An 11,500-nucleotide genomic window follows, 5' to 3' on the forward strand; every position below is an offset into this window, starting at 1 on the left:
TGTGAGGCGTTGAGCTAACCAATACTAATTGCCCGTGAGGCTTGACCATATAACACCCAAGCAATTTGCTGACGCAGATTGCGGTGGTGGAGATGATACGAACCGAAAGTTCGCAACGAACCACAAACATCACATATCCGGATTCGCTGGGCTGTCCATCTGGACATTCTGGCTACAGAATTTCTTGACGACCATAGAGCATTGGAACCACCTGATCCCATCCCGAACTCAGCAGTGAAACGATGCATCGCCGATGGTAGTGTGGGGTTTCCCCATGTGAGAGTAGGTCATCGTCAAGATTCATTTCGCAAAACCCCTATCTGCGCATGCAGGTAGGGGTTTTGTCTTTGTGGGCAAAAAAATCAGCCCTGCCCGAACCCCTGTAGGAGCAGCCTTGTGCTGCGAAGAGGCCGGTAAGGCTAAAGATTATCTTCGGCTGCAATGGCCTCTTTGCAGCACAAGGCTGCTCCTACAGGGGTCTGTGGTAAGTCGCCGATCGCGACACAAGGCCGCTCCTGCAGGGTCTGTGGCAACAGGTCAGGATCATGAAATGTACGTCATCTATGCCTGATGAAACGTAGGGCAATGCTACGCTCGCGGAAATACTCAGCACGGATACCCACCATGGACATGAACTGGCACCAGGCCCTGCAAGAGAGCCTGCGATGGCTGGCAATCGCTTCGTTCATCACCCTTGTCTGCTTTACCGCTGCCGCGACACTGGCTGTACGTTGCACGCGCTGGGGCAGCCAGTTCTGGCAGCTTGCCGGGCCCTACTTCAGTTTCAGGCGCAGTTGGCGGCCACTGCTGGTGTTTGCGCTGTTGCTGGTGTTGACGCTGTTCTCGGTGCGCCTCAACGTACTGTTCTCGTTCTGGTACAACGGCTTCTACAGTGCCTTGCAAGGCCTGGATCAATCCGCTTTCTGGTACATGCTCGGCGTCTTTGCCGTACTGGCCACCATCCATGTACTGCGTTCGCTGTTCACCTTCTATGTAACCCAGGCATTCAGCATTCGTTGGCGGGTCTGGCTCACCGAGCGTCTGACCCACGACTGGATGCATGGCGATGCCTACTACCGTGGTCAGTTTCTGGCCGAGCCGGTGGACAACCCTGACCAGCGTATCGAACTGGATGCCAATGCATTTGTCACCAACTCGGTCACCCTGGCCTTGGGTGCTGTCAGTGCACTGGTGTCGCTGGTGGCCTTCACCGGGATCCTCTGGTCGCTGTCGGCACCGCTGGCGGTTGCCGGTGTGGAAGTCCCCCGGGCGATGGTGTTTGCCGTGTACCTGTATGTCATCGTTGCCACCTGGATTGCCTTCCGCCTGGGGCGCCCGTTGATCCGTCTGAACTTCCTCAATGAAAAACTCACCGCCAACTTTCGCTATGCGCTGATGCGCCTGCGCGAGAATGCCGAGAACATTGCCTTCTACCAAGGCGCCTCGGTGGAGCGTGGCACGTTACTGGGCCGCTTTGGCGCCTTGATCGTCAATGCCTGGGCGCTGGTGTTCCGGAACCTGAAATTCAGTGGTTTCAACCTGGGTGTTAGCCAGGTTGCCGTGGTGTTCCCGTTTATACTCCAGGCGCCACGCTTCTTCAGCGGTGCGATCAAGTTGGGTGACGTGATGCAGACCGCCCAGGCCTTTGGCCAGGTGCAGGATTCATTGTCGTTCTTCCGCGAATCTTACGATGCGTTCGCTCAATACCGGGCCACCCTCGACCGTCTGACCGGTTTTCTTGATGCCAACCAGCAGGCGAGCGCCTTGCCGCGTGTCACCCTCGAGGCTCAGCAGCATGGGCTGGAAATCATTGATCTGCAGGTGCTGCGGCCAGACGGGCATGCCCTTGTCGCTGACCTTGGCCTGAGCCTGCACGCCGGTCAGGCATTGTTGATCAAGGGCCCGTCGGGCAGTGGTAAAACTACCCTGCTGCGAGCCCTGGCGGGCCTTTGGCCTTACGCTGAAGGTAAGGTCAGGCGCCCGCCAGGCCATCAGGCGTTGTTCCTGTCGCAGCGCCCCTACCTGCCGCTGGGCGACTTGCGGGCGGTCATCGCCTACCCGGCAGCCAGCAAGCCCGAGGACGAAGGACGTATGCAACAGGCCTTGCGCCAGGTCAACCTGGCTCATCTGGCGGAGCGGCTGGAGGTCAGTTGCGACTGGTCGCATATTCTCTCGGTGGGCGAGCAGCAGCGCCTGGCATTCGCACGGGTGCTGTTCAACCGGCCTCAGGTAGTGTTCCTCGATGAGTCCACTTCGGCGATGGACGAAGGGCTCGAGCACGCCCTGTATTCGCTGCTGCGCACGGAAATGCCGGGTGCGCTGCTGGTCAGTGTTGGCCATCGCAGCACGCTGGCGGGGTTCCATACTCACCGGCTGGAGGTGGATGGGCACGGGGGCTGGTCGTTGCTCAAGCAAGAGCCGGCGTTGGCCTAGTCCGGTGTGCTCAACGTAACAGCATCACCCCCACCAGGGTGGTGCTGGCAAGCCCTGCGCCGACCAGGAAGGTTGCCTGGAACCCCGCACCATCCCACAACAACCCTGCCACCACGCTGGCCGTCAGCAGTGCCACCCCGGTCAGCAGGTTGAACAGGCCGAAGGCGGTCCCGCGCAGGTTGGCCGGTGCGCTGTCGGCGATCATGGCCGCGAAGATGCCTTGGGTGAAGCCCAGGTGCAGGCCCCAGGCGGCAACCCCTAAGGCCAGCCCCGCCCAGCCAGACAGCAGGGCCAGCAACAGGTCGGCGGCGATCAGCAGCCCCAGCCCCGTCATCAGCACGCCGCGGCGCCCCAGACGGTCCGACATTACCCCGGCAGGGTAGGCCGACACCGAGTAGGCCAGCGCCATCAGCACCAGCACCGCAGGCGCCCACATTGGCGCCAGGCCCATGTCCTGGGCGCGCAGTAGCAGGAAGGCCTCGCTGAAGCGGGCAAGGGTGAACAAGGTGGCCAGGCCGATCAGCCGCCAGTAGGCCGGGCCCAGGCGTACCCGTTCGTGCACCGCCAGCGGTGCGCGCACGGGCGGTGTCGTGGCAGGCGTTTCAGGTTCGTGCACGAAGGCGATGAGGATGTACACCGCCACCAACGCCGGGATCACCGACACCCAGAACACCCTCTGGAAGTGGCTCGCGGTCAGCCACATCAGCACGATCGCCAGCAATGGCCCGAGGAAAGCGCCAACCGTATCCAGCGCCTGACGCAGGCCAAAGGCGGCACCACGCAACTCGGGGGGCGTGACATCAGCCACCAACGCATCACGCGGCGCCCCACGGATGCCTTTGCCGACCCGGTCGACGAAACGTGCTGCGATCAGCCACTCCAGCCCGGAGGCCATGGGGAATACTGGCTTGGTCAGCGCGCCCAAGCCGTAGCCGAGCACGGTCAGCAGCTTGCGCTTGCCCAGCCGGTCGCTGAGCGCGCCGGAAAACACTTTGGTGATCGAGGCGGTTGCCTCGGCGATACCTTCGATAACGCCCACAGCAACCACCGAAGTGCCGAGCACGGTGACCATGTACAGTGGCAGCAGGGCGTGGATCATCTCCGAGGAAATGTCCATGAACATCGACACGAAGCCCAGCGCCCAGACACTGCGCGGGATCTTTGGCAAGGTTCGGCTGGCATTAACGGCGCCGCTTTCTTCATTGCTGCGCATCTGGGGTCTCGTCAGCGTTGCTACGTTCAAACTGTAGGAGCCCACGCGCAGGATGCAAACCGGAACCACGACCGGTCAGGCCAAGCTGCGCACCCGCCGCCAGACGGTGCTGCGGCTGACCCCCAGGCGCCGCGCGGCCTCGTCCATGTCGCCGTCGCAGCAAGCCAGCACCTGACGCGCATGGGCCGTTTCGGCTGCTTTGCCCAGGCTACGCAGGTTGTCGGTGGCGGCATGGGGCAGCTTCGCCGCTGCAGCCGCGCCGGCCTCGAAGAACTCCGGGAACAACGTGGCCAAGTCGACCTTGTCATCGTGGCCCTGCGGACTCAGGCACAAGGCCGCGCGCTCGGCGATGTTCTCCAGCTCACGCATGTTGCCCGGCCAAGGGTGGCGCAGCATCAATGGCAGAATGTGCTGCACGTGCTCGTCACTTGAAGGCGGCAAGCCCCTGGCTCGGCAGTGGCGCGCAAGCAGGGCATTGAACAGCGGCACGATGTCTGCGATCCGCTCGCGTAGCGGCGGTACGGCCAGGCGCAGGATATTCAGGCGGTAATACAGGTCCTGGCGAAAGCGCTGGTCGGCGATGCGCGCGGGCAGGTCGCAATGGGTGGCGGCAATCACCCGGATATCCACTGCCTTCGGCTGGCAGGCGCCCAAACGCAGCACCTCGCGCTCCTGCAGCACCCGCAGCAGGCGGGTTTGCAGGGCCACCGGCATGTCACCTATTTCGTCGAGGAACAAGGTGCCGGTGTGCGCCAGCTCGATCAGGCCGGGCTTGCCGCCTTTGCGCGAACCGGTGAAGGCACCGTCCTCGTAGCCGAACAGTTCACTTTCAAGCAGCGACTCGGGCAGCGCCGCACAGTTGATCGCCACGAACGGCCCCTGTTGGCGCGGGCTGGCGTGGTGCATGCTTTGCGCCAGCAACTCCTTGCCGGTACCACTCTCGCCGGTGATCAGCACCGTGGCGTCGGCCTGTGCGTAGCGCTGAGCCAGGCTCAGGATGGCGCGAAATGCCGGCGCGTCACCGAGCAGTTGCTCGAAGCGATGGCGCGCCTTGAACGGGCGCGCATCGGGCTGTTCACGGCCGCGCCGTGGCAGGCGGTGTGTGGGGGGCTCACCAGCCTTGGCACTCAGGGTCACCAGGCTGTCGAATGTATGGCGCAGGCTTTCAGCATCCAGCGCCAGCACGCCTTGGGCACCCGCGGCGTCGGCCAACTGGCATACCGTTGGCGAGCCGATGATCACCTCGAAGCCATCCGCGACCAAGCGTTCGACCTGATCCCGGGCCTGCTCCAGGCTGGTGTAGGTGTGTTCGCGAATCTGCAGGGTGAACAGCGCCTGCATCGCCGCCAGTTCCGGGTACGGCTGGGCGAAACTGAGGATACCCACCCGGCTGGCCCGGTCGCGGGCCTGCACCAGGGCACGGATCAGGTCGAACTCGCCCAGGTGCAGGGTTCGCACCGAGGTAATCAGGTGATGTCGCAAGTAATCGGCGGCAGCCCCGGAACACAGAATGACGTCTGCCTGCTGGTGGCTTTCCAGCTTGCGCGCCAGTGGCAGCAGGTCGGCCAGGCTGGTTTCGATGACCTCTATACGGGCTTGTTGCCGGTAGTCGGCGCTTACTTGCTCGATCAGTTGCGCCATGCGGCTGGGAGCGGCGGGGCGATGCAGGTGGGTAACCAGCGCAACCACGCGGGGCAGGTAAGCGGTGACGGGCATACAGGCTCCTTGTCTACAGCAATTGGGGCATTACAGAGGGTTTACCAGGTGCCCGCCATCCACGGCCACGATGCTGCCGGTCATGAATGCGCCGGCATCACTGGCCAGCAACAGCAAAGGGCCGTCCAGTTCGTGCAGTTGCCCCAGGCGGCGCATCGGCACGTGGTTTTTGATGTAACCCTGACCGTCCTCGCTGTCGAAGTAGTCTTCGTTCATCTCGGTCCTGAAGTAGCCTGGGGCAATGGCATTGACGCGGATCCGGTAGCGGGCCAGCTCCAGTGCCATGGCCTTGGTCAGTTGCACCACGGCGGCCTTGGCCGTGCAGTAGTGGCTCAGGCCGCTGCCGACCCGCAGGCCGAGGATCGAGGCGATGTTGACGATGCTGCCTGGCTGCCCGGCCTTGACCAGGCGCTGGGCTGCGCACTGGGCAACATGAAACACACCGTCGAGGTTGGTCGAGAGCATGCGTTGCCAGTCCTGCTCCCTCATATCGAGAAAGCGCCCGGGGTCGCCGATACCGGCATTGTTGATGATCACGTCGACCACGCCAAAGCGTGCCTCGGCTTGGTCGAAGGCCTGCTCGACGCTGTCGCGGCGGGTCACGTCCAGTGCCACGGCAAGTGCTTCACCGCCGTTGGCCTGCAGTGCGTCGGCCAGCGCCTGCAGGCGCTCGACCCTGCGCGCTGCCAGCACCACCCGGGCGCCAGCAGCCTGGGCCAGGCGTGCGAAATGCGCGCCCAGGCCGCTGGAGGCCCCGGTGACCAGCACGGTCTTGCCAGTCAAGGAAAATGTGTTTGCAAGCATGCTGTCGGCCCTTGGTCAAAGTACTTCGAACAGGCCGGCGGCACCCATGCCTCCGCCCACGCACATGGTCACAACCACGAACCGCTCCCCGCGCCGTTTGCCTTCGAGCAAGGCATGCCCGACCATCCGCGCACCGCTCATGCCATAGGGATGGCCGATGGCGATGGCGCCGCCGTTGACGTTCAGCCGCGCGGGGTCGATACCCAGCTTGTCGCGGCAATACAGCACCTGGCAGGCGAACGCTTCGTTGAGTTCCCACAGGCCGATGTCGCCCACCTTCAGCCCATGCTGCTTGAGCAGGCGCGGCACGGCGTATACCGGGCCAATGCCCATCTCTTCCGGGGCCAGGCCGGCCACCGCGATGCCCCGGTAAAGGCCCAGCGGCTCAAGGTTGCGCTGCTCGGCCAGGCGCGCGTTCATCAGTACGCAGGCGCTGGCACCGTCGGACAGCTGGCTGGCATTGCCGGCGGTGATGCAGCCGCCTTCGAGCACGGGTTTCAAGCCGGTCAGGTCCTCCAGGCGTGTCTGCGGGCGGTTGCCTTCGTCCTGCGTCAGGGTCACCTCGCGGTAACTGACCTCGCCGGTCTGCTTGTCTTTGATCAACTGCTGCGCTGTCACGGGCACGATTTCGGTCTCGAACAACCCGTTGCGCTGGGCGGCGGCGGTGCGCAGCTGTGACTGTAGGGCGTAGGCGTCCTGGGCGTCGCGGCTGATGCCATAGCGCTTGGCCACGTGCTCGGCAGTCTGCAGCATCGGCATGTAGGCATGTGGGACACGTTGAATCACGCGGCTGTCCTGCTCGGCCAATGCCCATTCCAGGTTACGCGCCTGTACCGCGCTGATGTTTTCCTGGCCGGCGCCGACGGTCACCTGCATGCCATCGACCATGATCTGTTTGGCGGCGGTGGCGATTGCCATCAGCCCGGAGGCGCACTGGCGGTCCAGGGTCTGGCCGCTGACCGACACCGGCAGGCCGGCAGCCAGCGCGCTCATGCGGCCCAGGTTCCAGCCAGCGGTGCCGGAGGGCATCGCGGTACCCATTATCAGGTCTTCGATTTCATCACCGGCGATGCTGGCGCGGACCACCGCCGCCTGGATGGCCTGCGCGGCCAGGCTCGGCGAGCGGGTGTTGTTCAGCGCGCCGCGAAAGGCCTTGCCGATCGGGGTACGGGCGGTGGAGAGAATGACGGCTTCTTTCATGTCCGGGGTTCCTTGATGAACAGGGGAGAACGGCTCATAGGCTGGCCGTGCGCAACTTCGCACTGGAAGCCAGGCGCCGCAGCAACGGGGCTGGCTGTAGCCACATGTGGCCATAGGCGCCGAGCGCTTCGCGCTGTTGCTCGATGCCCGCCAGCACGTTGTCCAGGCCGAGCTCGCGGGCATAGTGCAGTGGGCCCCCACGCCAGGCCGGGAAGCCGTAGCCGTTGGTCCACACCAGGTCGATGTCGCCACTGCGCAGGGCAATGCCTTCATCGAGCACCTGCAGGCCCTCGTTGATCAGCATGAACAGGCAGCGGTCGTGGATTTCGGCGTCGCTGATGGTGCGCCGGGTGATGCCCAGCCTGGCCGCCAGTTGCACCGCAATCTGCTCCACTTCCGGGTCTTCGATGCGTTCGCGGCCTTCGTAGCGGTAGAACCCGCGCCCGCTCTTCTGGCCGTAGCGGCCCAGGCTGTAGAGTTCGTCGGCCAGGCGGAAGTAGCTCGGGTCGTGGGCGATTTCACTGCGCCGTGCCTGGCGCACCAGGTAGCCGACATCAATGCCGGCCAGGTCGTACATGGCGAACACGCCCATGGCCAGGCCCAGGCCGGTGAGGACCTTGTCCACCTGGGCTGGCGAGGCGCCTTCAAGCACCAGGCGGTGGGCTTCGCGGGCATAGGGTTCGAGCATGCGGTTGCCGATGAAGCCAAAGCACACGCCCGACACCACCGGCAATTTGCCGATGCGCTTGGCGACCTGCAACGTGGTGGCCAGCACGTCGGGCGCCGTCAGCCGGCCGCGCACCACTTCGAGCAGGCGCATGACGTTCGCCGGGCTGAAGAAATGCAGGCCGACCACGTCCTGCGGTCGGCGGGTACAGGCGGCGATGCGGTCGACGTCAAGGGTCGAGGTGTTGCTGGCGAGAATCGCGCCCGACTTGCACACCCGGTCCAGGGTGCGGAACACCTGCTGCTTGATCGACAGGTCCTCGAACACCGCCTCGATCACCAGGTCGGCGTCGGCCAGGTCGGCGTAGTCGAGGGTGCCTTGCAGCAGGTTCATACGTTGATCGAGCTGCTCGGCGCCAAGCTTGCCGCGCTTGATGCTGCCTTCGTAGGTCTTGCGGATCTGCGCCAGGCCCCGGTCCAGCGCTTCGGGCTTGAGCTCCAGCAGGCGTACCGGGATACCGGCGTTGATAAAGTTCATGGCGATGCCGGCGCCCATGGTGCCGGCGCCGATCACCGCTACCCGGTCAATGCCGCGCAGCGCCGTGCTGGCGTCGATGCCGGGTACGCGCAGCGCCTCGCGCTCGGCGAAGAACTGGTGGCGCAGGGCGGTGGCCTGTGGGTCTTGCAGGGCTTCGCGGAACAGTACCTGCTCGCGGGCCAGGCCCTCGGCCAGGGGCATCTCGCAGGCGGCGCGGACCGCGGCGAGCACGCGCAGGGGCGCAGTCTGGCCGGGCTTGCGGGCGATCAGCTGTGCCTCGCGGCTGGCGAAGAAGTCGCTTTCCAGGCCGTCGGCCAAAGGTGTTGCAGGGGCGCTTGGCAGGGCCGGTTGGGCCAGTTGCTCGCGAGCCAAAGTGCAGGCTGCTTCGAGTAAGTCCTGTCGGCTTTCGACCAGGCGATCGATCAGACCCAGGGCAAGGCCCTGGCGGCCATCGATCGGGTCGCCGCTGAGCATCATCTCCAACGCCGGGGCCACGCCGATAAGGCGCGGCAGGCGCTGGGTGCCGCCAGCACCGGGCAGCAGGCCCAGGCGGACTTCGGGAAGCCCCAGGCGTGCGGTGGCGGTAGCCAGACGATGGCTGCAAGCCAGGGCCAGTTCCAGGCCGCCGCCCAGGGCCACCCCGTCGATGGCGGCAATCAGGGGTTTTTCGATGCGGGTCAGGGCATCGAGGAGTTCGGGCAGTGCCGGCGCCTCCCAGGTGCGTGGGCTGCCGAACTCGCTGATGTCGGCACCGGCACTGAACGGCAGTTGCTCACCGTGCAGGATAATGGCCTGCACTTCGGGGTCAGCAGCGGCCCGGCTGCAGGCCTGCATCAGTGCCTGGCGCAAGTCATGGCCAAGGGCGTTGACCGGCGCGTGGCGCAGGCCGATCAGGGCCAGTTGGTTTTCGCGGCGATAGTCGATGAGTTGCATGGGGTAACCTTCCTGTTAGTGGGCCGTGGGCGCACGCCCGACCCGGTGGGAGCGGGCTCGCCCGCGAACACCGGCGAAGCCGGTGCCATGCACCGCGGTGTTTTCTTCGCGGGCAAGCCCGCTCCCACAGGGTAAAGCGCCGCTTGCCGGGGTTTTGACCGGCGCGCTGGTATCAGCGGGCGAATGCGGCCTCGCTGATGTCCATCAGGTTGTTGCTACCGGTGCGAATCAGCGTTTCGTGCAGGTTGGCGCGTGGCAGCAGGCGTTGCAGGTAGAAGCGTGCGGTCTCGCGCTTGCCTTGGTAGAAGGCCGCCTCGTCGCTGCCGGCAGCCTGTGCCCGTTCGGCCACGCACGCAGCGCGCAGCCAGAGGTAGCCGAGCAGGGTGTAACCGCTGAGCATCAGGTAGTCGTAGGCGCTGGCGCCGATCAGGTTGGCATCGCCTGCGCTGGCGTCACTCAGCCAGGCACTGACTTCGCGCCAGGCAATCACTTGCTTGAGCAGGGCCTGGGCCAGGTGGGTCGGGGCACTTGTGCTCTGGGTGAAGTCTTCGATTTCACCGAGCAGTTCGCCCAGGGCTTCGCCACCATCGGCGAGCACCTTGCGGGTCAGCAGGTCGAGGCCCTGGATGGTGTTGGTGCCTTCGTAGATCGCGGTGATGCGCACGTCGCGTGCAATCTGCTCCATGCCCCACTCGCGGATGTAGCCGTGGCCACCGAATACCTGAATACCCAGTTGCGCGGCCTCGTTGCCGGTTTCGGTGAGGAAGCCTTTGGCAATCGGCGTGAGCAGCGCGAGGCGGCGTGCCGCCGCCTCGCGCACGCCGGCGCTGGCGCCGTGGTGCAACTGGTCGACGCCCTTGGCGCAGGTGTAGGCAAGCATGCGGCCACCTTCGGCATAGGCTTTTTGGGTCAGCAGCATGCGCCGTACATCGGCATGGCCGATGATCGGGTCGGCTGGCTGGTCACTGCGCAGGCGGGGTGTGGCGCGCATCTGCACGCGGTCCCGGGCATAGGCCAAGGCACCCTGGAACGACGCTTCGGCGTGGGCCTGGGCCTGCTGGGACACCGCCAGGCGCGACTCGTTGATGTAGGTGAACATGGCGTTCAGGCCACGGTTGGCCTCGCCCAACAGGTAGCCTGTGGCGCTGTCGAAGTTGAGCACGCAGGTAGCGTTGCCGTGGATGCCCATCTTGTGTTCGATGGAGCCGCAGCTCACACCGTTGGGCGCGCCAAGCTGGCCTTGGGCATCGACCTGGATCTTCGGCACGGCGAACAGCGAAATGCCTTTGACCCCCGCCGGCGCGCCTTCGATGCGCGCCAGCACCAGGTGGATAATATTTTCGGTCATGTCGTGCTCACCGGCGGAGATGAACATCTTGCTGCCGCTGACCTGGTAGGTGCCGTCGGTTTGAGGCTTGGCGCTGGTACGCAGCAGGCCGAGGTCCGAACCACAGTGGGCTTCGGTCAGGCACATGGTGCCGCCCCAGCGGCCGGCGATCATCGGTGGCAGCAAGCGCTGCTGCAGGGCTTCGTCAGCGTGCTCGCTGAGGGTGCTGATGGCGCCTCCGGCGAGGTTGCCGTACATGCCCCAGGCGTGGTTGACGCTGCACACCATCTCGTAGTTGACGAACCCCAGCGACGGCGGCAGGCCCTGGCCACCGAAGGCCGGGTTCTTGTCCAGGCCCAGCCAGCCGTTGTCGGCGAAGCGTTTGTAGGCATCGGCAAAGCCGGGCGGGGTGGTGACCTTGCCGTCCTGCCACTGGCAGCCGTGCTGGTCGCCCACGGCGTTGAGCGGGGCCAGCTGCTGTTCGGCGAATTTGGCACCTTCTTCGACGATGGCGGCGAAGGTAGCCGCGTCCGGGGCTTCACAGCCAGTCAGTTGTTGGTAGTGGCGGCTCAGGCCGAGCAGCTCCTGGGCAACAAAGGTGATATCGCGCAATGGGGCGGTGTAGCTGGGCATGCCGAACTCCTGGCTGGGTGGACTCGGCATGTTGTAA

At 64.9% G+C, this 11,500-nt stretch carries 7 protein-coding genes and 1 rRNA gene; 2 read left to right on the plus strand and 6 right to left on the minus strand.

Annotated features, from left to right (window positions below; all coding sequences use genetic code 11):
- Window positions 1-183: 183 nt before the first annotated feature.
- Window positions 184-299: ribosomal RNA gene (gene rrf, locus CKW35_RS00010) — 5S ribosomal RNA — on the plus strand.
- A 325-nt stretch (window positions 300-624) separates the two neighbouring features.
- On the plus strand, window positions 625-2,433 hold the full coding sequence (locus tag CKW35_RS00015; protein WP_016485840.1) for an ABC transporter ATP-binding protein/permease: 1,809 nt from the start codon (window positions 625-627) through the stop codon (window positions 2,431-2,433).
- Window positions 2,434-2,443: 10 nt separating this feature from the next.
- Here CKW35_RS00015 and CKW35_RS00020 read toward each other — a convergent pair whose 3' ends face one another.
- The 6 genes from CKW35_RS00020 to CKW35_RS00050 all read right to left on the minus strand — a co-directional run bounded on the left by CKW35_RS00020 (window position 2,444) and on the right by CKW35_RS00050 (window position 11,463).
- On the minus strand, window positions 2,444-3,646 hold the full coding sequence (locus CKW35_RS00020) for an MFS transporter (protein WP_016485841.1): 1,203 nt from the start codon (window positions 3,644-3,646) through the stop codon (window positions 2,444-2,446).
- A 75-nt stretch (window positions 3,647-3,721) separates the two neighbouring features.
- Window positions 3,722-5,362, minus strand: a complete 1,641-nt coding sequence (prpR, locus tag CKW35_RS00025; protein WP_016485842.1) for a propionate catabolism operon regulatory protein PrpR — start codon at window positions 5,360-5,362, stop codon at window positions 3,722-3,724.
- 30 nt (window positions 5,363-5,392) lie between these two features.
- Window positions 5,393-6,166 (minus strand): SDR family NAD(P)-dependent oxidoreductase, encoded by a 774-nt coding sequence (locus tag CKW35_RS00030; protein WP_016485843.1) that lies wholly within the window; start codon window positions 6,164-6,166, stop codon window positions 5,393-5,395.
- A gap of 15 nt (window positions 6,167-6,181) precedes the next feature.
- Entirely contained in the window at window positions 6,182-7,366 is a 1,185-nt protein-coding gene (locus tag CKW35_RS00035; protein WP_016485844.1) for an acetyl-CoA C-acyltransferase, read from the minus strand.
- A 34-nt stretch (window positions 7,367-7,400) separates the two neighbouring features.
- Window positions 7,401-9,503, minus strand: a complete 2,103-nt coding sequence (locus CKW35_RS00040; RefSeq protein ID WP_024717595.1) for a 3-hydroxyacyl-CoA dehydrogenase NAD-binding domain-containing protein — start codon at window positions 9,501-9,503, stop codon at window positions 7,401-7,403.
- 172 nt (window positions 9,504-9,675) lie between these two features.
- Window positions 9,676-11,463, minus strand: coding sequence for an acyl-CoA dehydrogenase C-terminal domain-containing protein (locus CKW35_RS00050; protein ID WP_095114672.1), 1,788 nt, complete (start codon window positions 11,461-11,463; stop codon window positions 9,676-9,678).
- Between the last annotated feature and the right edge of the window lie 37 nt (window positions 11,464-11,500).

The sequence above is a fragment of the Pseudomonas sp. Irchel 3F3 genome, assembly GCF_900187545.1.
GTDB classification, from domain to species: domain Bacteria; phylum Pseudomonadota; class Gammaproteobacteria; order Pseudomonadales; family Pseudomonadaceae; genus Aquipseudomonas; species Aquipseudomonas fortuita.

What these genes read in the sequence shown, in the direction of transcription:
- CKW35_RS00030 (WP_016485843.1), bottom strand. Translation starts at nt 6,166, where the DNA reads ATGCTTGCAAACACATTTTCCTTGACTGGCAAGACCGTGCTGGTCACC.
- CKW35_RS00015 (WP_016485840.1), top strand. Translation starts at nt 625, where the DNA reads ATGGACATGAACTGGCACCAGGCCCTGCAAGAGAGCCTGCGATGGCTG.
- CKW35_RS00035 (WP_016485844.1), bottom strand. Translation starts at nt 7,366, where the DNA reads ATGAAAGAAGCCGTCATTCTCTCCACCGCCCGTACCCCGATCGGCAAG.
- prpR (WP_016485842.1), bottom strand. Translation starts at nt 5,362, where the DNA reads ATGCCCGTCACCGCTTACCTGCCCCGCGTGGTTGCGCTGGTTACCCAC.
- CKW35_RS00040 (WP_024717595.1), bottom strand. Translation starts at nt 9,503, where the DNA reads ATGCAACTCATCGACTATCGCCGCGAAAACCAACTGGCCCTGATCGGC.
- CKW35_RS00050 (WP_095114672.1), bottom strand. Translation starts at nt 11,463, where the DNA reads ATGCCCAGCTACACCGCCCCATTGCGCGATATCACCTTTGTTGCCCAG.
- CKW35_RS00020 (WP_016485841.1), bottom strand. Translation starts at nt 3,646, where the DNA reads ATGCGCAGCAATGAAGAAAGCGGCGCCGTTAATGCCAGCCGAACCTTG.